At 54.7% G+C, this 22,286-nt stretch carries 18 protein-coding genes and 1 riboswitch; of the genes, 15 read left to right on the top strand and 3 right to left on the bottom strand.

Features of this window, described 5'->3' with window-relative positions; translation table 11 throughout:
• Positions 1-210: 210 nt before the first annotated feature.
• Both PFRI_RS00520 and PFRI_RS00525 read right to left on the bottom strand, forming a co-directional pair.
• Entirely contained in the window at positions 211-3,654 is a 3,444-nt protein-coding gene (locus PFRI_RS00520) for a pyruvate carboxylase (RefSeq protein WP_072628819.1), read from the bottom strand.
• 152 nt (positions 3,655-3,806) lie between these two features.
• Positions 3,807-4,958 carry an alpha-hydroxy acid oxidase gene (locus PFRI_RS00525; RefSeq protein WP_072628863.1) on the bottom strand — a complete coding sequence of 384 codons (1,152 nt, stop codon included), beginning with the start codon at positions 4,956-4,958 and terminating at the stop codon, positions 3,807-3,809.
• Positions 4,959-5,062: 104 nt separating this feature from the next.
• On the opposite strand from PFRI_RS00525, the gene PFRI_RS00530 reads away from it, so the two are divergent.
• The 7 genes from PFRI_RS00530 (at position 5,063) to PFRI_RS00560 (ending at position 12,034) form a co-directional block, all read left to right on the top strand.
• Positions 5,063-7,519 carry an ATP-dependent helicase gene (locus PFRI_RS00530; RefSeq protein WP_072628820.1) on the top strand — a complete coding sequence of 819 codons (2,457 nt, stop codon included), beginning with the start codon at positions 5,063-5,065 and terminating at the stop codon, positions 7,517-7,519.
• A gap of 12 nt (positions 7,520-7,531) precedes the next feature.
• Positions 7,532-7,933 (top strand): ACT domain-containing protein, encoded by a 402-nt coding sequence (locus tag PFRI_RS00535; protein ID WP_072628821.1) that lies wholly within the window; start codon positions 7,532-7,534, stop codon positions 7,931-7,933.
• Between the two features lie 218 nt (positions 7,934-8,151).
• Entirely contained in the window at positions 8,152-8,382 is a 231-nt protein-coding gene (locus PFRI_RS00540) for a hypothetical protein (protein ID WP_072628822.1), read from the top strand.
• 2 nt (positions 8,383-8,384) lie between these two features.
• Positions 8,385-9,404, top strand: a complete 1,020-nt coding sequence (locus PFRI_RS00545) for a Hint domain-containing protein (RefSeq protein WP_072628823.1) — start codon at positions 8,385-8,387, stop codon at positions 9,402-9,404.
• Positions 9,405-9,610: riboswitch (cobalamin riboswitch) on the top strand.
• Positions 9,611-9,728: 118 nt separating this feature from the next.
• A complete protein-coding gene (locus PFRI_RS00550; protein ID WP_072628824.1) occupies positions 9,729-10,010 on the top strand; it encodes a hypothetical protein in 282 nt (93 codons plus the stop codon).
• 79 nt (positions 10,011-10,089) lie between these two features.
• Positions 10,090-11,247 carry a M24 family metallopeptidase gene (locus PFRI_RS00555; RefSeq protein WP_072628825.1) on the top strand — a complete coding sequence of 386 codons (1,158 nt, stop codon included), beginning with the start codon at positions 10,090-10,092 and terminating at the stop codon, positions 11,245-11,247.
• 4 nt (positions 11,248-11,251) lie between these two features.
• On the top strand, positions 11,252-12,034 hold the full coding sequence (locus PFRI_RS00560) for a carbon-nitrogen hydrolase family protein (RefSeq protein WP_072628826.1): 783 nt from the start codon (positions 11,252-11,254) through the stop codon (positions 12,032-12,034).
• 208 nt (positions 12,035-12,242) lie between these two features.
• Here the strand turns inward: PFRI_RS00560 and PFRI_RS00565 are convergent, their stop codons facing one another.
• A complete protein-coding gene (locus PFRI_RS00565; RefSeq protein WP_072628827.1) occupies positions 12,243-12,458 on the bottom strand; it encodes a DUF1127 domain-containing protein in 216 nt (71 codons plus the stop codon).
• Positions 12,459-12,744: 286 nt separating this feature from the next.
• Here PFRI_RS00565 and PFRI_RS00570 point away from each other — a divergent pair, with 286 nt between their 5' ends.
• The 8 genes from PFRI_RS00570 (at position 12,745) to mraY (ending at position 22,262) form a co-directional block, all read left to right on the top strand.
• Complete coding sequence (locus tag PFRI_RS00570) at positions 12,745-13,821, top strand: Mrp/NBP35 family ATP-binding protein (RefSeq protein WP_072628828.1); 1,077 nt, start codon at positions 12,745-12,747, stop codon at positions 13,819-13,821.
• A 727-nt stretch (positions 13,822-14,548) separates the two neighbouring features.
• Complete coding sequence (gene mraZ / locus PFRI_RS00575; RefSeq protein ID WP_111445413.1) at positions 14,549-15,064, top strand: division/cell wall cluster transcriptional repressor MraZ; 516 nt, start codon at positions 14,549-14,551, stop codon at positions 15,062-15,064.
• 3 nt (positions 15,065-15,067) lie between these two features.
• Positions 15,068-16,051 (top strand): 16S rRNA (cytosine(1402)-N(4))-methyltransferase RsmH, encoded by a 984-nt coding sequence (gene rsmH, locus PFRI_RS00580; RefSeq protein ID WP_072628830.1) that lies wholly within the window; start codon positions 15,068-15,070, stop codon positions 16,049-16,051.
• The gene (gene ftsL / locus PFRI_RS00585; RefSeq protein ID WP_072628831.1) at positions 16,052-16,432 is read left to right on the top strand and encodes a cell division protein FtsL; all 381 of its coding nucleotides are present in this window, start codon (positions 16,052-16,054) and stop codon (positions 16,430-16,432) included.
• Positions 16,429-18,213: a peptidoglycan D,D-transpeptidase FtsI family protein gene (locus PFRI_RS00590; RefSeq protein ID WP_072628832.1), complete on the top strand. Its 1,785-nt coding sequence runs from the start codon at positions 16,429-16,431 to the stop codon at positions 18,211-18,213. The genes ftsL and PFRI_RS00590 overlap by 4 nt, the downstream gene beginning before the upstream one ends.
• A gap of 42 nt (positions 18,214-18,255) precedes the next feature.
• Positions 18,256-19,737, top strand: a complete 1,482-nt coding sequence (locus PFRI_RS00595) for a UDP-N-acetylmuramoyl-L-alanyl-D-glutamate--2,6-diaminopimelate ligase (protein ID WP_072628833.1) — start codon at positions 18,256-18,258, stop codon at positions 19,735-19,737.
• The gene (locus PFRI_RS00600) at positions 19,734-21,179 is read left to right on the top strand and encodes a UDP-N-acetylmuramoyl-tripeptide--D-alanyl-D-alanine ligase (protein WP_072628834.1); all 1,446 of its coding nucleotides are present in this window, start codon (positions 19,734-19,736) and stop codon (positions 21,177-21,179) included. The genes PFRI_RS00595 and PFRI_RS00600 overlap by 4 nt, the downstream gene beginning before the upstream one ends.
• Positions 21,180-22,262: a phospho-N-acetylmuramoyl-pentapeptide-transferase gene (gene mraY, locus PFRI_RS00605; protein ID WP_072628835.1), complete on the top strand. Its 1,083-nt coding sequence runs from the start codon at positions 21,180-21,182 to the stop codon at positions 22,260-22,262.
• The last annotated feature ends 24 nt before the right edge of the window (positions 22,263-22,286 follow it).

Genomic DNA, 22,286 nt, shown 5'->3' on the forward strand with positions numbered 1-22,286 from the left:
CGGATCATGCGGTTAGCTGAATCGTTCTACGGTCAGACGTCAACCCGTCAAAAGTCGGGTGCTCGAGGACTCTGTGTATAATCGAAATGCGCCCCATCATTCATGACAGGGCGCTCTTCATCTTTCTAGTGAAACTTCGGAGTTTGAGGCAGAGCCTCAATCATGCGCTTTAGCGCTTATCAAGGGCATGCTTTTGCATGCTCTTTCAAATCACTCCAATTCGATCAGCAAATCCTTCGCATCAATCTGCGCACCTGCGCTCACATGCACGGCTTTGATCACCGCGCTGCGCTCGGCATGGATGCCTGTTTCCATCTTCATCGCTTCAATCGTCAATAGCAGATCGCCTTGCGCTACCTTTTGCCCAACGCTCGCCGCGACCGAGGCGACAACCCCCGGCATTGGTGCGCCGATGTGGTTTTCATCTGTGCTGTCTGCTTTTGGGCGGGCGGCTGTGGCGGCTTTCACGGAACGGTTCGGCACACGAATAACCCGTGGCTGACCGTTGAGTTCAAAGAACACTTTTACATCGCCATCATCAAGGGTTTCCCCGACAGCTTGCAAGCGAATCTCTAGGGTTTTACCGGGATCAATCTCTGCTGAGATTTCCTCGCGCGATTCCATACCATAAAAGAAGGTGCGCGTCGGCAAAGTGCGCACAGGCCCGTACATGCGGTGACGCCCCATGTAATCCAAGAAAACCTTCGGATACATCAGATAGCCATTGAGATCTTCGTTGTCGATTTCGCGCCCATCTAGCAACTCACTCAGTTTGGCGCGCTCAACCTCCAGATCAACAGGGGGCAGTGATTTTCCGGGGCGCTCCATATTCGGCGTATCGCCTTTCAGAACTTTCGCGACGATGCCACTCGGGAAACCACCCGGAGGTTGGCCCAAATTGCCGCGCATCATGTCGACGACGCTGTCAGGGAAGGACACATCCGTTTCAGGGTCCTCCACTTCCGCGCGGCTCAAACCTTGGCTGACCATCATCAACGCCATATCGCCGACAACCTTCGAGCTTGGCGTCACTTTCACGATATCGCCGAACATCTGGTTCACGTCTGCGTAAGTGTTCGCAACTTCTGGCCAGCGCTCTTCCAATCCAAGCGAACGTGCTTGTGCCTTTAAGTTGGTAAACTGACCACCCGGCATTTCGTGCAAATAGACCTCGGAAGAGGGGGCTTGCTGACCGGTCTCAAAGGCTGCGTATTGCGCGCGCACTTGCTCCCAATAATCAGAAATGCGGCGTACGCTGTCCATGTTGATGCCCGTATCGCGCTCTGTGTGGCGCAGGGATTCCACTACTGTGCCCAATGTCGCTTGGCTGGTGTTGCCGGACAAAGCATCCATGGCGCAATCGACTGCGTCCACACCAGCTTCAGAGGCGGCAAGAATGGTGGCGCAAGCGATGCCTGCGGTGTCATGCGTGTGGAAGTGGATCGGTAGGCCAACTTCTTCTTTCAGCGCTTTCACCAAAACGCGCGCAGCGGCAGGTTTCAGCAATCCAGCCATATCCTTGAGGCCCAGCACATGCGCGCCAGCGGCTTTCAGCTCTTTACCCATTTGCACATAGTACTTGAGATCATATTTCGCGCGAGCCGCGTTCAAGATATCGCCTGTGTAGCAAATCGTGCCTTCGCAAACCTTGTTCGCCTCGATCACCGCATCCATCGCGACGCGCATGTTTTCAGTCCAGTTGAGGCTGTCAAACACGCGGAACACATCAACGCCTGTTTCTGCGGCTTGGAGCACAAATTCCTGCACCACGTTGTCAGGGTAGTTGGTGTATCCAACCCCGTTGGCAGAGCGAAGCAGCATTTGCGTCATTACATTCGGCATCGCCGCGCGAATATCGCGTAGACGTTGCCACGGACACTCCTGCAAGAAGCGATAGGCGACATCAAACGTCGCACCACCCCAGCACTCAACCGAGAAAAGCTGCGACATTTCAGACGCATAGGTCGGTGCCACTCGGATCATATCAATCGAGCGCATGCGCGTTGCGAGCAAGCTTTGATGCCCGTCGCGCATCGTTGTGTCGGTCAGCAACAATTGCTTTTGCGCAGCCATCCAATCGGCAACAGCCTGCGGACCTTTTTCGTCGAGCAGATTGCGTGTGCCGTAAGGTGCGACTTCGCCCGTGGCAGCAGGGGGCTTGGGCGTTTTCAGATCAGCTGCAGGCAAAACGCGGCCTGCGGTCTCTGGGTGACCATTGACTGTGATATCGGCAATATAGATCAACAGTTTCGTCGCGCGGTCACGGCGCTTTTTGAAGTCAAACAGGTCCGGCGTGTTGTCGATAAAGGTCGTTGTGTATTCGTTGCTGAGGAAGGTCGGGTGCTTCAACAAGTTCTCGACAAAGGCGATGTTAGTGCTGACGCCGCGAATACGAAACTCGCGCAATGCACGGTCCATGCGAGCAATCGCCGCTTCTGGCGTCGGTGCATGGGCGGTCACTTTCATCAACAAGCTGTCGTAGTAACGCGTAATGACGCCGCCGGAATAAGCCGTGCCGCCATCAAGACGAATGCCCATGCCTTGCGCTTCGCGAAAGGCGGTGATGCGGCCATAGTCTGGAATGAAATTGTTGAGCGGGTCTTCTGTGGTGATGCGCGTTTGCAGCGCGTGACCATTGAGGCGTACCTCATCTTGGCTCGCTTTGCCTGTCGCCTCGGCAATCGTTTTGCCTTCCGCAATCTTGATTTGTGCTTGCACGATATCGATGCCAGTGACTTCTTCCGTCACCGTATGTTCGACCTGCACGCGTGGATTCACTTCGATGAAGTAGAATTTGCTCGTGTCCATATCCATCAGGAATTCGACAGTGCCAGCACACTCGTAATTCACGTGCGCACAAATCTTACGTCCAAGCTCGCAAATCTCTACACGCTGTTCTTCGCTGAGATACGGGGCAGGGGCGCGCTCAACCACTTTCTGATTGCGCCGTTGAACAGAGCAATCACGCTCGAACAGATGATACATGCCGCCTTGGCTGTCGCCGAGGATTTGCACCTCCACGTGACGCGCGCGGATGATCATCTTTTCCAGGTAACCCTCGCCATTGCCAAAGGCCGCTTCGGCCTCTCGACGGCCCTCTAATACTTTTTCTTCGACTTCATCCTCGGAATAGATCGGTCGCATCCCGCGTCCGCCACCACCCCATGAGGCCTTGAGCATCAACGGATAGCCGACTTCGCCTGCCTCACGCTTGACGGCTGCCATGTCATCGCCAAGCACTTCGGTCGCGGGCACCACAGGCACGCCTGCTTCAATTGCGACTCGGCGTGCTGATGCTTTGTCGCCAAGGGCGCGCATTGTTGCGGCCTTTGGGCCGATGAACGTAATCCCGTTCGCATCACATGCATCAACGAAATCGGGGTTTTCCGAGAGCAGTCCGTAGCCCGGATGGATAGCATCTGCGCCAGACGCTTTGGCGACGCGAATAATCTCTTCGATTGACAGATAGGCCGCAACGGGACCCAAACCTTCGCCAATGCGGTAGGCTTCATCCGCTTTGAAACGATGCAGGCCCAACTTGTCCTCTTCTGCGTAAACGGCGACGGTTTTCTTGCCGAGCTCGTTGGCCGCACGCATGATGCGGATCGCGATTTCTCCGCGGTTGGCGATGAGGATCTTGTTGAATTCAGTCATATCTGGCTTCCCGAGAGGTTCTGTTGCGCAAGGTTTACACCGTAAAAAGACTACGCGATATTCGTAGTATTGGGTGTTTAGCGGTAACAAAAGCTTATGTTAACGCTAACAGTTGTTGTCAACCGCAGCGCTTTGATGAGGTTTTTTGTTGTTTAGGTCATCTTGAGAATCATCTCGCGCGTCTCGTGCAAGGTTCGAGCACCTATTTGTCCCATATTGGCGCGTAAATCTGACGTGAGCATATCCGCGAGATGCGCAGGTCCACGTTCTCCAAGCGCCCCAAGTGCGTAGTGCCACGCGCGCCCGAGCATGACAAAATCTGCCCCAAGCGCGAGAGCGCGCAGGATGTCCAAGCCACCTTCAATCCCGCTGTCAAAGATCAACGGCAGTTTTGTCGCCGCGCGAATGTCAGGTAAAATTTCAATTGGCGCAGGGGCACCATCAAACTGACGTCCCGCATGGTTAGAAAGCCAGATCGCATCGACGCTTGCATTCTCTAGGCGCGCAACATCCTCTACGTTTAACACGCCTTTTACGATAAATGGTCCATCCCATTCGGCGCGCAGTTTGGCCACGTATTCCCAATCAGGCGATGTGCGCAGCAAGTATCCAACATGAGCCGTGCTGCTTAGACCATCAGTCTGACCTTTCACATGATCCGCATAGCTGTCGATCAAACGCATGCGCGGCATGCCAAGTTTCGCGGTTCCCATGGCCCAAGTCGGACACGTCGCCACCTGCGCCAACAGGCGCGGTGTCAGTTTGGGCGGTTGTTGCAGTCCGCCGCGCAACTGTCGCTCTCGGCGAGACGCAACAGGCACATCTACCGTTAGAACCAGAGTGTGAAAGCCCGCGTTCTTGGCGCGCGCCAACATATCTGTCCGGATGCCCTCATCACGCGGTGGGTACATCTGGAACCATCCTTGCGCGCCCAAAACAGGTGCCACCTCTTCGGGCGTTCGGGTCGCAACAGTCGAAAGTGTATAAGGAATGCCAAGTTTTGCAGCGTTGGCGGCCAGAATACGTTCCGCATCAGGCCAAATTAGTCCGGACATACCGACAGGGGCGATGCCAAAGGGCAGGGGCAAATGCTGCCCCAACAAATCGACGCTCAAATCCGGTGTCATTTCACCGTGCAGGATTGAGGGCATCATCAGCACCTCATCGAGCTTGGTTCGATTGCGGGCTTTCGTCGCTTCATTCCCCGTCGCGCTATCGAGGTATTCCCAGACGAAATGCGGGATACGACGTTTCGCGGCACGGCGCAGATCAGAGATCGCAGGGTAGGTGCTGTGTAAATCCATACGCACAGTTTTCGCTGCAATGCGGCATTTGTCTAGCAAAAGAATGCGGAACAGATCAAGAACCTCTCTTTTCCTATCGGCATTTGCGCGCTAGAGTTACGCCCATGAGCAATTTTGACGAAATGGACGCCTTCGACGGCGCCTCTGTGCCCCTCTCGCAACGCGCCATGTCTGCGCGACCCATGCCGTATCTGGACGGGTTGAACCCTGCACAGCGCGAAGCGGTGGAAACTTTGAACGGCCCTGTCTTGATGTTGGCGGGCGCTGGGACGGGCAAAACCAAAGCGCTGACCACGCGGATTGTTCATTTGATGAACGCCTCAAAGGCGCGGCCTAATGAAATTCTGGCGGTGACCTTCACAAACAAAGCCGCCCGCGAGATGAAGAACCGTGTGGGCGGGATGCTTGGGCAGTCGATCGAGGGGATGCCATGGCTTGGTACGTTCCACTCCATCTGTGTGAAGCTTTTGCGCCGTCATGCAGAATTGGTGGGGTTGAAGAGCAACTTCACGATCCTTGATACCGACGATCAAATCCGATTGCTCAAACAGCTTTTGCGCGCGGAAAGCATCGACGACAAACGCTGGCCTGCGCGGATGCTTGCGGGATTTATCGATGGTTGGAAAAACCGTGCGTTGACGCCTGACAAAGTGCCAAGCGCAGACGCGGGGGCCTACAACAATCGCGGTACTGAGTTTTACGAGATGTACCAGAAACGCTTGCTGGAATTGAATGCCGTAGATTTCGGCGATCTCTTGCTCCATGTGGTGACAATCTTTCAGACGCACGACGATATTCTCAACCAATACCAACGCTGGTTCCGCTACATTCTGGTGGACGAGTATCAGGACACAAACGTCGCGCAATATCTCTGGCTGCGGCTTCTTGCGGGTGGTCACAAAAACATTTGCTGTGTGGGTGATGATGACCAATCGATCTATGGTTGGCGCGGGGCGGAAGTGGGCAATATCTTGCGGTTTGAAAAGGATTTTCCGGGCGCAAAGGTGGTGCGACTTGAGCAGAATTACCGTTCCACCCCACATATCCTCGCTGCTGCGTCCAATGTGATTGCAGGCAATGAAGGGCGGTTGGGAAAAGACCTGTGGACCGCCTCTGAAGAAGGTGAAAAGGTGCGTTTGATCGGTCACTGGGACGGCGAGGAAGAGGCGCGCTGGATCGGCGAAGAGCTTGAGGCTATGCAGGGTGGCGCACGCGGTATGCGTCCTATTTCGCTCGATGATATGGCCATTCTTGTGCGCGCGTCGCATCAAATGCGCGCGTTTGAGGATCGCTTCTTAACCATTGGTTTGCCCTACCGCGTTATTGGCGGCCCGCGCTTTTACGAGCGCATGGAAATCCGCGATGCGATGGCCTATTTCCGCGTTGTAACATCCCCTGATGACGATCTCGCGTTCGAACGAATTGTGAATACGCCCAAGCGCGGACTTGGTGATAAAGCGCAGCAGAAAATTCAAATGGCGGCGCGTGAGAATGGCGTAAGCTTGCTTGAAGGCGCGCGCATCATTGTCGACACCAAAGGGATTGGTGGCAAAGGCGGCACTGAACTTGGCAAGCTGGTTGACGGCATCGCGCGTTGGTCGGCTCTGACACGCGGTCCGTTAATGGCGAATGTGATTGATGACGATGCTGTGCTGGATGACGGGCCGACATTCACGCAGCCGGAATACGGGCCGCCCGAAATGGGTCACGTTGAACTCGCGCAAGTTATTCTGGACGAGAGCGGCTACACCGCCCATTGGCAGAACGACAAAACCCCCGAAGGGCCGGGGCGGCTTGAGAACCTTAAGGAACTTGTGAAAGCGCTGGAACAATTTGAAAACCTTCAAGGTTTTCTCGAGCACGTCAGTCTGATCATGGACAATGAACAGGAAAAGGACGAGCCAAAAGTCTCCATCATGACGTTGCACGGCGCGAAGGGTCTGGAATTCCCTGCGGTGTTCCTGCCAGGGTGGGAGGATGGCCTGTTCCCCTCGCAACGCTCCATGGATGAAAGCGGTCTCAAAGGATTAGAAGAAGAACGCCGGCTCGCCTACGTTGGCATCACCCGTGCGGAAGAACTGTGCACAATTTCCTTCGCGGCCAATCGCATGGTGTTCGGCCAGTGGCAAAACGCGCTCCCGTCGCGCTTTATTGACGAACTCCCCGAGGATCATGTGGACGTACTCACGCCCCCCGGCCTTTATGGTGGTAGCTACGGCGCTGCTGGTATGGGGATGGGCGGCGGCTCTGGTCGTTCGGATCTGGAACAACGTGTTCAAGACGCGAATGTTTACAATTCGCCCGGTTGGAAACGTCTGCAAGCGCGCAAAGATCAACGCCCCATGGGGCAGCCGTCTGAGGCCAAGAATATCACGATTGATATGACCGCTGTTTCGAGTTTCTCGATAGGTGAGCGGGTGTTTCATCAAAAGTTCGGCTATGGGGCCGTGATTGGAATTGAAGGCGACAAGCTCGAGATTGAATTTGAAAAAGCGGGCATAAAGAAAGTCGTGTCCCGTTTCGTCGCTGCTGCGGATGCGGCGGATGACATTCCGTTTTAAGAGGCGAAAATTATGAGCGGTGAGCACGATCTCAACATCCTTTTGCGCAGCATGTCAGCGACATTGATTGATGGCACCTTTGTCTTTGTCACCTTGCCTGAGCGCGAAATTCCAGATGGCCTATCGCGGCGCATGGTCTTTCAAGAGGCGGAAGGTACGACGCTGATTTTGTTGAAAAGTGAAGCGGAAGCGCACGCAATGGCGTATGAATTTCCGTCTCGTATGATCACGCTCAATGTGCATTCTGCGCTTGATGCGGTTGGTTTTATTGCGCTCATCGCTACGAAACTCGCCGCGGCTGGCATGGGCGTGAACCCTGTTGCAGGGTTCTTTCACGATCACCTCTTTATCCCAGAAGATCGCGCTGATGATGCGATTGCGATCCTGAAACAGATTGCAAGCGACGCGGTGTGACGCGGGAAAAACGCTTCCGTAGCAAAGATTTGGGAGTTTTTGCAACACACCTTTAACGTGAACCCGCCTGTGGGTTTGGCGTCTTTCTGATTTTCTGTTATCTTCCCTTAAACAAGCGCCGTTAGAGCGTTGAAAAGTATTGTGACAACAGGAAATCGAGCGGTTTACTGTATTTTTGTTTTAAACGACGTGTGCATTTTCGCGTCAGCAGGTGATGTATGAGTGATATTGAAGGTGCCCTAAGTGCGCGCCATAAGAAATTTGCGCATCGTCTGCGCACGGAACATAATGAAGCGCCCTCCGCGCGCGCCGTTTTAGATGCCGAGCAAGACCTCGGCACAGGCGCAATCGCGTTTCAACTCTCTAAAACGGGTGCACGTCTGCTATTTCGCGCCGCTGATTTGGAGCGCAAAGCCAAATTGCGCGCAGCTAAGAAGGGGCAGGGTTAGCGATGGCGACCTATACCGTTGAAGCATTTCGGTGGAGCGGCACAGGGTATAACGCGCTCTATAACACGTCTTATACGGCTGTGCTCGATGATAATGACGGCAGCTATCAAGGGGGCAGCGACGCGTCCGAAACGGTGACCATTAATGGCGGTGCGGCGGGCAGCACAAACTCTCAACCCTATGCAATCGATGTAAGTTTCACCGATACGCTCGGAAATCCGCATGTGGAGACGTTCTTTTTCTTCAATACGAGTGCCGCGCCGTCGGGGTGGTATTTCATCCCGGCACCTGGCTCTGCGTTCACCGTTGGTGCGACGCTTGGCAGTTATCAAAGCCACACGACGGGCTGGACCTATTCTTCTGTGGTTTGTTTTGCTGAAGGCACTTTGATCGAGACAGATCAAGGGCCACAAAAGGTCGAGACGTTAGAGCCCGAAGCGCGCATTGCTTTGGCAGGTGGTGGTTTTTCGTCCCTACGTTTGAACCTGCTCAGTGCAGTTTCGGCAGTGCAAATGCAGGAATTCGAGAATCTGCGCCCCGTGCACATTTCAGCAGGTGCGTTGGGCGAAGATTTGCCCAAGCGCGATCTGCGCGTGTCACGACAGCACCGGATGCAGGTCAGTTCACCGGTGGCGCAGCGTATGTTTGGCGAAACCGATGTGCTAATTGCAGCGGTTCGCCTGATTGAAATGCCAGGGATTTACATTGATCAGGCCAAGGATGCGCTGAACTATTACCACCTTGTGTTTGATCGTCATCAAGTTGTGCTCGCAGAGGGCGCACCGGCGGAGAGTTTTTACATAGGCCGCGAAGCAATTGCTGCGCTGAACCCAGATGCGCGCGGCGAGGTTTTGACGCTGTTTCCCCATCTTGCACGCAAGAAACGCATTATGAAACCAGCAAATATGATTCCCGCGCGTATTCAGCAAAAACAACTCATCGCGCGTCATGTGCGTAACGAAAAGCCGCTTTTGGACGCAGGTTTGGCGCAAGTTGCCCTTGCGCAGAACGCCGCTCTTTAAGTAACGTCTGTTTATCAAGGTGCTGTCCCGTCAAAAGGGCAGAGAATTGGGAAACCGGTGGAAATCCGGTGCTGCCCCCGCAACGGTGTGGGTGAGAGATCTGGCAAGACCACTGGAGCGCGACGCTTTGGGAAGGTGCTGGATCAGGGTTAACGCGTTAACCACTCGCCCTAAGCCCGGAAACCAGCCTTGTGAGTAAGTCGAAACCGCGGGTGGCGGAGCAGGCGAGACAAGCGCTGCTCTTTTGGAAGCCCGCGTGTGTTTCATCTGCATTGTCTCTCGCATTACATAATGCGCCCCGGGGTGTGGGCATAAGGAGGAACGATGACGGCACAGCAGATTTTCAAGGCCTTGCAAGATGTGGATGGCACTGCGCATGCGCATGTTCAGGCTGCAAAAGCAGGTTTTTTAGAATGGGCGATGACGTTACCCAAAGGTGCCAATACCTGCATGGAAGCGCAGCGTGCCTTGCCCTTCTTCAGTGATTTTTCGCACACGGCAGTGGCAGCAAAGCTCTTTGTGGGCTATTTGCGCGATGCGTCTCAGCCGCTCCCTGTGCCAAAACGGCGTGGTGGCGCAGCAGGGAAACGCCGCGTACTCCATTGAAACGACATGTTTCGTCGCTTTTATGAGATCTCGCAACCCCAAGCTTGGTAGGTTTCCCCGGTGAATAAGGAGGCCATAGATGCTGATTGAAGCGAAACACCGAACCGAAATTCTACAAGCGGAGATGCAAATGCGCGGGATCAGTCACGCAGTTTTCACCTCTGAAAGCTCTATCGCGTATTTGGCTGGATTTTGGGGCTATCTTGGTATTGAGTTTGGCCGCCCCAGCATGTTGGTCGTGCGCAGCGACGGTGCACCTAGTGTCATCACGCCGCTTATGGAAAGCGAAATGGTGGCTGAGATGACGTGGGTTGAAGATATTCATCGCTGGGAAGATGCGGGGCAGAATTCTTGGGGCAGGGCCCTTGCCACGTGTTTGCCCGAAAAGCCCGAACAAATCTGGGTCGAGCAGATGGATATCCCAGCAATCGTGCGTCACTTTATGGATGAGACATACCGTGGCGTCGCACTTTGCGATATCGGTCCGATCCTTGGTGCGCAGCGGATGATTAAATCCCCGCTCGAGATCGAAGTGATGAAGCAAGCAGGCGAAATCGCAGGGGCTATGATGGCGGCGGCGCATGGCTCGCTTCGAGTTGGCGCACAGGAGTTTGAAAGCGCATTGGCGGTGATTGAAGCCGGCACGCGCAAGGCGGCAGGGTTCCTGACGGATCAAGGCTGGGAGCGGTTTGTGTCCCCGATGATCCACAACTTACAAATCCTGCAAAGCGGGCGTGACACATCAATGGTGCATCGCCGTGCTTCTGTGAAAGCGTATGAAAAGGCCGATCCCGTCTATTTCTGCTTTTGCAATATGGCGCAGTTCAAGCAATATAAGCTCGGCTTTGACCGGATGTTTCATGTGGCGGATGTCACCGAAGATGCGGCGCGCGTGCAGCAAGCGGCGATAGATGCGCAACAGGCGGCAATCGCGGCGATCAAACCGGGCGTGACGGCAGAATCGATCGCGGCAGCAGCAGATGTGATTTACGCAGAGCGCGGTTATGCGACGGGCTATCGTACGGGACGTTCGATTGGCGTGGCTTATCTCGAAGCACCGGAATTAAAAGCGGGCGATACGACCATTTTGCAAGCAGGCATGACATTCGCCGTGGATGGCGGCATTTCTGTGGATGGTGTAATGGCAGGACGCATAGGCGACAGTATTGTGGTGACGGAAAACGGGGCTGAGTATCTCACACAATACCCGCGTGAGCTGCTTGTGACGGATAGCTGAAACGATGCTTTCCCTCGCCTTAGCGCAAGCGCCGTCTGATCTTGTTGGGTGGAGCGCACGCATGGAGTGGCTTGCGCAGCACTTGCCAGAGATCGCAACAAAAGGCGCTGATTTGGTGGTTTTACCTGAACTTTTCGCCTGCGGTTATGCCATAGGGGCGCAAACGCGCGCCAGTGCAGAGCCTGCGTATGGCCCAACCTCGCAAAAGCTTGGTGAGCTCGCGCAACGCTTCAAACTGGCCATTCATTGCGGGTACGCTGAACGCGCGGATGAGACGCTTTATAACAGCGCGATGTGTATCGGACCTGATGGTACTTTGCTGGGACATCACCGCAAACTTGCGATTCCTCCGGGTTTTGAGCGGGAATACTACACGGCGGGACAGGGGATTACGCTATTCACTTACCGCGGTTTCAAAATCGCGACGCTGATTTGCTATGATGCGGAATTTCCCGAAACAGTGCGCCATGCGGCGGCGTTCGGGGCGGATCTTGTGCTGGTGCCGACTGCACTTGGAGCAGATTGGGGATGGGTTGCAGACACGATGCTTCCAACGCGCGCGTATGAAAACGGGGTTTTCTTGGTATATGCGAACGGCAGCGGGACACAGGGCGATATGGAGTTTCTTGGCAAAAGCGTGATCGCTGCCCCAAACGGCACGGAACTTGCGCGCGCAAGTCGGACTTCGGAAATTCTATATGCATCGCTTGATCCTGCAATGGTGCGCAAAGCGCAATTGCGCTTGCCATACTTGCTGGATCGAACATCGCTTGATTTGCTAGTGTGACCTGCCCAAAAAAGAAAAACGACGATGTGTGGGAGGACACATCGCCGTTCTTTTTAAGCGTGACGCACCAGGGAGGAGGTGTGGCCACGCTAACCCAGATCCTTGTGGGATCGGTATTCTTTGGCAGGGCTAACTGGGAGGAGATCGCCGCCGCCAATATCAACAAGACCGTTTCGGGAGGAGTTGGCCTGTTGAATTCTTTAAACTCTTATTTCGTGTACGCGGACTCATATGCGATGCGGCGGATTGCTGAGCGGTGAATGCCCAAATCTGCCAATTCGCGGTTTGAAAGACCGGCCAACTCGTTGATTGTCTGACGGTAAACTGCGCGCTTTGTGCGTGCTTCCCGGAAGTTTGACCAGAATGCTACGAGCTTGTCGCCCATTGTACCTTGGACGGAGAATGTATCTGTAAGGAACGCCATGTCGATCATCCTTTATAAAGCGTTTCAAGTTCGAGCGAAGCAGTGTGTCTCGCTGTTGGGATCAATATGGAGCTAATGCTGCGTCTGCACAATAATCATTTCTACAATGCTGCTATGCAGCATGTGCATACGCGACGTAGGGTTAAGTTAACGGAATCGTTTGCTTAATTTTTTGGCGACTTAAAAAGACACGGGCGAAAAAGACACGGGCGAAAAAGATACCGAGGCACCCTTGCACCTGCGCGCAAAGATGCGAGGTATACCTAAGCGCCTATGGGAGAGAGCAATGAGCCAGATAGAGACAGATATTAAAGATGCCCTTGCACGTTTGGCTTTGCCTGATGGCGGGGATCTGATCAGCCGCGATATGATCCGCGCATTAAGTGTGGATGACAACGCCGTGCGATTTGTGATCGAAGCGCCAAGCCCTGCGATAGCGCAGCAGATGGAACCTTTGCGCAAAGCGGCCGAAGCAGCGGTCGCGGCAGTGGCGGGATCGCGCACAGTAAATGTAGCTTTGACGGCCCATGGGCCTGCGCCAGCGAAACCTGCGCCGCCCAGTTTTAAAATCGGTGGCCATCCCAAGCCGCAAGAGGGCGGGCCGGCACCTGTCTCTGGTGTGGATCGCATTCTCGCGATTGGCTCTGGCAAAGGCGGTGTTGGGAAATCAACAGTCTCGTCGAACCTTGCGGTTGCTTTGGCCAAACAAGGCCGCCGCGTTGGTTTGCTCGACGCTGATATATACGGACCGTCTCAGCCACGCATGATGGGGGTGAGCAAACGCCCTGCGAGCCCGGATGGCAAAACGATTATTCCGCTCAAAGCGCATGGCGTCACGATGATGTCTATTGGTCTGATGATGGACCCCGACAAAGCGATTGTCTGGCGGGGCCCTATGTTAATGGGTGCATTGCAGCAAATGCTTGGACAGGTAGAGTGGGGCGAGCTGGACGTTCTTATCGTCGATCTGCCTCCCGGTACGGGTGATGTACAACTCACGCTTTGCCAAAAGAGCCAAGTAACTGGTGCGATTGTCGTGAGCACGCCGCAGGACGTTGCACTCTTAGATGCACGCAAAGCGCTTGATATGTTCGCGACACTGAAAACACCTGTGCTGGGACTGATCGAAAACATGTCGATGTTCAAATGCCCTGATTGCGGATCAGAGCATGCGATCTTTGGTCAAGGGGGGGTGGCCGCAGAAGCGGAGCGCATCAATGTACCGCTGTTGGGAGCTTTGCCGATTGACCTTGAAACGCGCTTGGCTGGCGATAGTGGCACGCCCATCGCTGCGGGCGAGGGGGAAATGGCGCAGGCCTATGCCAAACTCGCGCAGGGTTTGATTGAGGGTGGCATGGCTTAACGCCCCATCTTTTTCGTCTAATTTTGGTAAAAGCGTCCCACGTCGGGGCGCTTTTGCTGTTTTTGGGGTTCTATATGGGAAACGATGGGCGACGTGGGATTTCATGGGCCAAATGCCCAAAACTCGGCAAGAACCCTATGTCACACCAAAGACTCACCCGCGAATCCATGGTCTCAGAGCAATTTACAGCAAGATTCAGATGTGATTCGTAGGCTCAAGATGCCCGTGTTCGACGAAAATTTGCAAAACCATGCTCAGTTGTGTCGAAATTCGGGAAAATATGGGAAAAAAATCAAAGATTGTTTCGGATCAACATATAGTGTTTCAGCTTCACATTTTCGCTACCACTGGATCGTGTTCTTGAAGTGTTCTTACCATATCTTGTTTTTGAGTGGGTCTGAAAACAACATTCAGTAAGTTTCACCCAACATTTCCTATTGATTGCCATGAATTCCCATGTCATCCCTAATGACAGAAGAGGAAGTCGGGTAACACAACAACGGGACGCCAAACGATCCCAAGTCAATAAAAACCACTAAGTCAGGTTTCATACAGGCACCCGCCACAATCCTCTCAACCAGATCCGGCGCGCGAGCGAGCAGACATCCCCCCAGGTGGCGCGCGCGATCGGACACTCCCGGCAACGGGACGTCGGCGGATCAAGCAGTGGCAGCAGCTTGATCCGCCTTTAATATTTTTAGGGGTATGTAAGAGGGACGAATTGGGCGTGTCACGCAGATTCAGAGGCGAAAGCCACCATAAGGTGGACACAAAGGGGCGGGTCTCGATACCGGCCTCTTTTCGTCGTGTAATCGAAGCGGCTGACCCCAATTGGACCGAAGGCCTCGCCCCCGAATTGGTAATTGTCTACGGCGATCACCGTCGCAATTATCTTGAGTGTTACACCATGGAAGCGATCGAGGAGGTGGACGCAAAGATCGACGCCCTCCCACGTGGATCTATACAGCGTAAAATGCTTCAGCGTCTCTTCCATGGCCAATCTTTCCCGACAACGATTGACGAGACAGGTCGCTTGGTTCTGCCAAGCAAACTGCGTCAGAAAATCGAGCTTGATAAAGAAGCGTTCTTTATCGCGGCAGGTGATACGTTCCAGATTTGGAAAACCGAGACCTACGAAGCGGATGAACTGGCGAAAACAGAAGAGTGGCTCGAAGAGCTGCCCGATGATTTCGATCCGCTTGAGTTTCTTGATAGTGCCCCAACGCCCAGTCCTGTGGAGTGATCCATGACGCAGGCTGCCACCACTGCTCCACATATTCCGGTCCTCTTGGATCCTATTCTGAAAGCGGCTGATCCAATCAGCGGTCGTTGGCTCGATGGGACATTTGGGGCAGGCGGGTATACACGCGCTTTGCTTGATGCAGGGGCGGATAGTGTGATTGCAGTGGACCGCGATCCTTTAGCGTTTGAAATGGCAACGTCTTGGGCAGGGCAATACGGCGAACGTTTGATCCAGCAGCGCGGCGTGTTCTCTGACATGGCCGAATTTGCGCAGGATTTGGACGGCGTTGTCCTCGATCTTGGGGTCTCTTCCATGCAGCTCGACATTGCCGAGCGCGGGTTTTCGTTCATGCGCGACGGACCGCTCGATATGCGTATGGGCCAGGACGGGCAGAGTGCTGCGGACATCGTCAATGAATACGAGGCCGAAGAGATCGCCGAAATCCTCTATAATTATGGTGAAGAGCGCGCATCACGGCGTATCGCACGCGCCATTCTGGAGATGCGTGCAGAAACACCGATCACCACGACGTTGCAACTCGCTGGGTTGATCGAAAAATGCTTGCCGCGCAAAAAGCCGGGGCAGAGCCATCCAGCGACACGTAGCTTTCAAGCTTTGCGCATTGCCGTGAACAACGAATATGGTGAGTTGTATCAGGGCCTTATGGCCGCTGAGCGCGCACTTGCACCCGGTGGATTGCTCGCCGTTGTGAGCTTTCATTCTGTGGAAGACCGCATGGCAAAGCGCTTCTTGCAGTCGCGCGCAGGCACCACAGGTAATCCAAACCGTTTCGCACCTCAGGTCGAAGTCGAGAAGCCCGCGTTTGAATTGTTGGGTCGCAAGGCCATCACCGCCTCTGAAGAAGAACTCGAACATAACGTGCGCGCACGCTCCGCCAAACTGCGCCTCGCACGCCGCACCGATGCACCTGCGGGCGACATCGCGCCAAAAGTGCTTGGCATGCCTATGCTACGAAGGGACCGTTAAATGCGTTCATTGTTATATATTGTGACTGCCCTTGCTGTGATCGGTTTGGCCTTTTGGGCCTACCGTGAGAATTATCAAACACAGGCGGAAATCGCCAAGACAGAACAGATCAACCGCGAAATCGGCCAAGCGCGGGCGCGTTTGACTGTTTTGCGTGCGGAGTGGGCGTATCTCAACCGTCCTGATCGTTTGCGCGACCTCACAGAGGTGAATTTCGAGCGTTTGGGCCTGTTGCCTTTGCGCCCTGATCAGTTTGGCAAAGTCGATCAAGTGGCCTTTCCGCAACCTATCGAGCCTGAGTTGATCATCAACAATCCGGTCGATGTATCAGGCATGACTGGCGGCGAAGCCGTGACACGCGGAGACGGAGTGTTTCCATGATCCGCACGCCCCTTCGACCCCTAGCACGTATTCTTGAGGCGCGCGCCAGTGGTGAAAACCCTGACGCGATTGAGCGTGAAAACCTGCGTATTCGCCACGAGCAAATGCGTGATGCGTCGCGTGGGCGGGCAGAAGGGCGTTTACTGATCCTGTCGGTGATCTTCTTTTGCGCTTTTGGTGTGATCGGTGCGCGTATGGGCGTTCTTGCAGCGACCGAGCCCGCTGAGCCACGCGCGGCCAGCAAAGGCAGCGCGATCCTTGCACAGCGCGCGGATATTACTGATCGTCACGGGCGTGTCTTGGCGACGAACTTTGAAACACACTCGCTTTACGCACAACCTTTGCAGATGATCGACAAAGAACGTGTCGCGGCTGAACTGGCGGCGATTTTCCCAGATCTCAATCAGGATAAACTGCTCAAGGACTTCACTGGTAAGCGTAAGTTCCTGTGGATCAAGAAAAAACTCAGCCCCGAGCAGAAGCAAGCAGTTCACAATATTGGTGATCCGGGCCTGTTGTTTGGACCGCGCGAAATGCGTCTTTATCCCAATGGCAAGCTTGCAGCACACGTCATGGGCGGTGCGAGTTTTGGCCGAGAAGGTGTGCACGCTGCCGAAGTTATCGGCGTTGCTGGCGTTGAAAAATACTACGACGACCTGCTGCGCGACCCTGCGCGCCAAGGGGCTCCACTTGCGCTTTCGCTAGATCTAACAGTGCAGGCCGCAGCCGAGCGTGTGCTCTACGGCGGTATGAAGTTGATGAACGCCAAAGGGGCCGCGTCTGTTTTGATGGATGTGCATACAGGCGAGATTATTTCGATCGTCAGCCTGCCTGATTTTGATCCCAACGCGCGCCCAAGTCCGCTGGTAGAAGGGGATGCATCTGACAGCCCGCTGTTCAATCGCGCGGTGCAGGGTGTCTATGAGCTTGGTTCTGCGTATAAAATCTTTACCGCCGCGCAGGCAATGGACCTTAATCTGGTGAACAACCAGACGATGATCGACACGGGCAAAGCGTTGCGTGTTGGCGGGTTTAATATTGGTGAATTCCAAAAGAAAAATTACGGCGTGTTGAGCGTTGAAGACATCATCATCAAAAGCTCGAACCGTGGAACAGGTCGTATGGCGCTGCAAATCGGTGTGAAACGTCAAAAGGAATTCATGAAAGCTATGGGCTTTATGGATTATACACCGCTTGAGATTGTTGAAGCCAAAGGCGGCAAGCCGCTTTATCCAGAACGCTGGACGGACTTGAGCGCTGTTACGATTTCATACGGCCACGGTATTTCGAATTCACCGCTGCATCTTGCGGCGGGTTACGCTGCGCTGGCCAATGGCGGCACATATATCAAGCCTACGATTATCAAACGCACAGGCGCGCCTGAGGGCACACGCGTGATGCGCGAAGACACCGCGCGCTACGCCCGCCAGATGCTGCGCAAGGTTGTGACCGAAGGCACGGCAAGCTTTGGCGAAGTGCAGGGCTACGCAGTGGGTGGTAAGACAGGCACAGCAGACAAGCCAAAACCACGCGGGGGCTATTACGACGACAAAGTCATCGCAACTTTTGCGTCGCTCTTCCCTGCGCACAATCCGAAGTATGTATTGGTTGTCACTCTCGATGAACCCACAGAAACCTCAGGCAAAAAACCGCGCAGAACCGCTGGTTGGACCGCTGTTCCGGTCGCCGCAGAGATGATTGGCCGCGTTGCACCGCTCTTGGGGTTAAGACCAGAGATTGAACCGGGTGAATTGGCTGGTATAACGCTCACATCGAATTAAGGGGTGCGCAGACGCGCGCACCGCAAGATGTAGGGGCAGGCCATGGCAGCATCAAAGACTTTGCAGCAGCTCGGATTAACCGCAGCGGATGGGCGTAACCCAAATATTACAGGCATTGCCGTTGATAGCCGCGAGGTGAAGGCTGGCTTTTTGTTCGCCGCTTTGCCTGGTTCCAAAGTGCATGGCGGTGAATTTATTCAATACGCTTTGCGTATGGGAGCGAGCGCGATTCTGACGGATGCGGTCGGGGCAGAGATTGCGGCGGATGAGCTGGCCGCGAGCGACGCCGCGGTGATCCTCACGGATGATCCGCGTGGTGCAGTCGCATTTGCAGCAGCACTTTATTTTGGCGCGCAACCTCAGATCATGACCGCGGTCACAGGGACGAATGGCAAGACATCCGTAAGTACCTTTGTGCGTCAGATATGGAACTTGCTTGATCTGGAAGCCGTCAATCTGGGCACAACAGGAGTGGAGGGCAGCCTGCACCTTCCGCTCGCGCATACGACGCCCGAGCCGATTACGTTGCATCGCACTTTAGCGACCTTATCGCACGAAGGCATTTCTCATGCCGCAATGGAAGCGTCCTCGCATGGTCTTGATCAGCGCCGCTTGGACGGTGTGAACATCGCAGCTGCAGGGTTCACCAATTTCACGCAAGATCACCTTGATTACCACGGCACGTTCGAAGCGTATTTTGATGCGAAAATGGGCTTGTTCACCCGCGTCTTGCAAGATGATGGTGTTGCGGTTGTGAACCTCGATGATCCCAAAGGCGCAGAGGTTGCGATGATTGCGCAGTCCCATGGGCATGAACTTATCGGCGTGGGGCGTGACCCCGAAGCAGACCTGTGTTTGCTTGGCCAGCGCTACGACGGCACCGGGCAGGATTTGTTGTTCAAATGGCATGATCGCCCGTTCCAAGCGCGGCTCAATCTGATCGGTGGTTTTCAGGCAGAGAATGTTTTGCTGGCTGCGGGCCTCGTGATTGCGTGCGGCGAAGACCCTGCGCGCGTATTCGACACGCTTGGCGATCTCGAAACGGTACATGGTCGGATGCAACTGGCGGCGACGCGTGCGAATGGCGCGGCGGTCTTCGTTGACTATGCGCATACGCCAGATGCGGTTTCCACCGCGCTCAAAGCAATGCGCCCGCATGTGATGGGGCGTTTAATCGCTATTGTCGGTGCTGGCGGGGATCGTGACACATCGAAACGTCCGCTTATGGGCCAAGCTGCTGCAGAAAATGCTGATCTTGTGTTTGTGACAGACGATAATCCGCGATCAGAAGAACCAGCTTTGATCCGTGCGGCTGTGATGACAGGTGCACCCGAAGCAATCGAGGTCGCAGACCGCGCCGAAGCGATCCTGCGCGCAGTGGATGCGCTCGCACCCGGCGACGCATTGTTGATAGCAGGCAAGGGCCACGAAACGGGGCAAGTCGTTGGTGATACTGTCTTTCCCTTTGATGATTGTGAACAAGCAAGCGTGGCTGTCGCCGCATTAGAAGGAGATCGCGCATGAGCCTATGGAGCGCGAAAGAAGCGGCCGCCGCAACAGGCGGTCGAGCCGTCGGTGATTGGTCCGTCGATGGCATCTCGATTGACACACGTACGATTGAAGTTGGCGATTTGTTTGTCGCTTTGAAAGCCGCGCGCGACGGGCATGAGTTTGTCGCGCAAGCCCTTTCCAAAGGGGCGGGGGCTGCGTTGGTGACACATGCGCCCGAAGGCGTTGCGCCAGATGCGCCGCTGCTCATCGTTGAGGATGTGTTGAGCGCGCTTGAGGATTTAGGGCGCGCAGGTCGCGCTCGTACAAGCGCGCGCGTTGTAGCGATCACTGGCTCTGTGGGAAAAACGTCGACCAAAGAAATGCTGCGCGATGTGCTAAGCGCGCAGGGCCGCACTCATGCGTCTGTTGCAAGTTACAACAACCATTGGGGCGTGCCGCTCACTTTGGCACGCATGCCTGCGGATACGGAATATGCGGTGATCGAGATCGGGATGAACCACCCGGGTGAGATCGCGCCGCTTGCCAAAATGGCGCGCCCTCATGTGAGTTTGGTGACCACGGTCGCGGCGGCTCATCTCGAAGCATTTGAGAACATTGAAGGGATTGCCGCTGAGAAAGCGTCGATCATGGAAGGACTAGAACCAGACGGTGTTTGTGTTCTGAATGCGGATGTTGGAACCGCTGCTATTCTTGAACAAGCCGCCGCAGACCTTGGCGTTGCTGCGGTCTGGTTTGGCCAGAGCGCTCGAGAATACACATTGGAAAACAGTGTGTTAAAGGGAAACACGACTGTTGTCGAAGCGAACGTTCTAGGCGCGCCGCTTTTGTTCAAAGTGCAAAGCGCAGGGCAGCATTTCGCGATGAACGGGCTGGGGGCGTTGGCCTGTGCCGAAGCACTTGGGGCTGATCTCGCGCTCGCGGCGCAATCGATCGCAACTTGGACACCTTTCACAGGACGCGGTGCGCGCGAAGTGATCGCGCTTGATCCCGCCGACAGCCGCATGACGCTTGAGTTGATTGATGATGCGTATAACGCCAATCCTAGTTCGCTTGGCGCGGCGTTAGAGGTGCTGGCTGCCGCTGAAGTGACTCATGATATTGGCCGTGTCTCTAAGGGGCGTCGCATTGCATACCTTGGCGATATGAAAGAGCTCGGCGTGGATGAAATCGCGATGCACCGAGCCGTTGCGACACTGCCGAGCATTGAAAAAATCGACATCATTAATTGCGTTGGCGCGCTGATGCGGCACTGCTTTGATGCGCTGCCGGATGCGAAAAAAGGACATTGGACAGCGGACAGCAAGGAAATGGCAAGCTTTGTCGGCCATGACCTAGATGCGGGTGATGTTGTGCTTGCTAAGGGGTCGCTCTCTATGGGTCTGTCTCGTGTGGTGGACGCGGTTACTAAATTGGGCCATACGGCCCCAAAGACTTCCGAAAAGGACGATGTGTAAATGCTGTATTGGTTAACCGCTCTCTCTGATGGGGGCGATTTTTTCAACCTCTTTCGCTACATCACTTTTCGCGCAGGCGGCGCGTTTTTGACGGCGCTGATCTTTGGTTTTGTGTTTGGAAAACCATTGATTAACGTACTTCGCCGTAAGCAAGGCAAAGGTCAACCGATCCGCGATGACGGCCCAGAGGGGCATTTTGTCAAAGCAGGGACGCCTACCATGGGAGGACTTTTGATTGTGGGTGCTTTGCTGACTTCGACGCTTTTGTGGGCACGTCTCGACAACCCGTTCATCTGGATTGTTCTATTTGTTACAATGTCTTACGGTGCGATTGGCTTTGCCGACGACTACGCAAAAGTGTCCAAGCAAAACACGGCTGGTGTGTCTGGAAAAATTCGGCTTGGTCTAGGGTTTCTGATTGCCGCGATTGCTGGCTTTTGGGCTGCGCAGTACCATCCACCAGAGCTGCAGAACCAACTCGCGCTGCCGATCTTCAAAGACACACTGATCAATCTTGGCTACCTTTTCGTACCCTTCGCCGTGATTGTCATCGTCGGTGCCGCTAATTCTGTTAACCTTACCGATGGTCTCGATGGTCTTGCGATTATGCCTGTTATGATCGCGTCGGGTACGTTGGGTGTGATCGCTTATGCTGTTGGTCGCGTTGACTTTACTGAGTATCTCGATGTGCATTACGTTCCGGGAACGGGAGAAATTCTGATCTTTACCGCAGGAATTTTTGGCGGTGGTCTGGGCTTTCTTTGGTACAACGCACCACCTGCGGCGGTCTTTATGGGCGACACGGGCTCACTCGCACTTGGTGGTGCTTTGGGTGCGATTGCGATCTCAACGAAGCACGAACTGGTGCTTGCGATTGTTGGCGGTTTGTTTGTTGTCGAGGCGCTCTCGGTGATTATTCAGGTTCTTTATTTCAAGCGCACAGGCAAGCGCGTTTTTTTGATGGCGCCGATCCATCACCACTATGAGAAAAAGGGATGGGCGGAACCGCAGATTGTCATTCGCTTTTGGATCATCTCACTTATTCTCGCGATTATCGGCCTTGCCACATTGAAGGTGCGCTAGGCACTGGCGTAGTTTCTGACCCGC

This window comes from Planktotalea frisia, assembly GCF_001890925.1.
GTDB lineage: Bacteria > Pseudomonadota > Alphaproteobacteria > Rhodobacterales > Rhodobacteraceae > Planktotalea > Planktotalea frisia.

Bases quoted from the DNA above. Each gene is read 5' to 3' on its own strand.
- PFRI_RS00565 (WP_072628827.1), bottom strand. From the start codon at position 12,458: ATGGCGTTCCTTACAGATACATTCTCCGTCCAAGGTACAATGGGCGAC.
- rsmH (WP_072628830.1), top strand. From the start codon at position 15,068: ATGACGCAGGCTGCCACCACTGCTCCACATATTCCGGTCCTCTTGGAT.
- PFRI_RS00600 (WP_072628834.1), top strand. From the start codon at position 19,734: ATGAGCCTATGGAGCGCGAAAGAAGCGGCCGCCGCAACAGGCGGTCGA.
- PFRI_RS00550 (WP_072628824.1), top strand. From the start codon at position 9,729: ATGACGGCACAGCAGATTTTCAAGGCCTTGCAAGATGTGGATGGCACT.
- PFRI_RS00555 (WP_072628825.1), top strand. From the start codon at position 10,090: ATGCTGATTGAAGCGAAACACCGAACCGAAATTCTACAAGCGGAGATG.
- PFRI_RS00530 (WP_072628820.1), top strand. From the start codon at position 5,063: ATGAGCAATTTTGACGAAATGGACGCCTTCGACGGCGCCTCTGTGCCC.
- mraY (WP_072628835.1), top strand. From the start codon at position 21,180: ATGCTGTATTGGTTAACCGCTCTCTCTGATGGGGGCGATTTTTTCAAC.
- PFRI_RS00540 (WP_072628822.1), top strand. From the start codon at position 8,152: ATGAGTGATATTGAAGGTGCCCTAAGTGCGCGCCATAAGAAATTTGCG.
- PFRI_RS00595 (WP_072628833.1), top strand. From the start codon at position 18,256: ATGGCAGCATCAAAGACTTTGCAGCAGCTCGGATTAACCGCAGCGGAT.
- PFRI_RS00570 (WP_072628828.1), top strand. From the start codon at position 12,745: ATGAGCCAGATAGAGACAGATATTAAAGATGCCCTTGCACGTTTGGCT.
- PFRI_RS00535 (WP_072628821.1), top strand. From the start codon at position 7,532: ATGAGCGGTGAGCACGATCTCAACATCCTTTTGCGCAGCATGTCAGCG.
- ftsL (WP_072628831.1), top strand. From the start codon at position 16,052: ATGCGTTCATTGTTATATATTGTGACTGCCCTTGCTGTGATCGGTTTG.
- PFRI_RS00525 (WP_072628863.1), bottom strand. From the start codon at position 4,958: ATGGATTTACACAGCACCTACCCTGCGATCTCTGATCTGCGCCGTGCC.
- PFRI_RS00520 (WP_072628819.1), bottom strand. From the start codon at position 3,654: ATGACTGAATTCAACAAGATCCTCATCGCCAACCGCGGAGAAATCGCG.
- PFRI_RS00545 (WP_072628823.1), top strand. From the start codon at position 8,385: ATGGCGACCTATACCGTTGAAGCATTTCGGTGGAGCGGCACAGGGTAT.
- PFRI_RS00590 (WP_072628832.1), top strand. From the start codon at position 16,429: ATGATCCGCACGCCCCTTCGACCCCTAGCACGTATTCTTGAGGCGCGC.
- PFRI_RS00560 (WP_072628826.1), top strand. From the start codon at position 11,252: ATGCTTTCCCTCGCCTTAGCGCAAGCGCCGTCTGATCTTGTTGGGTGG.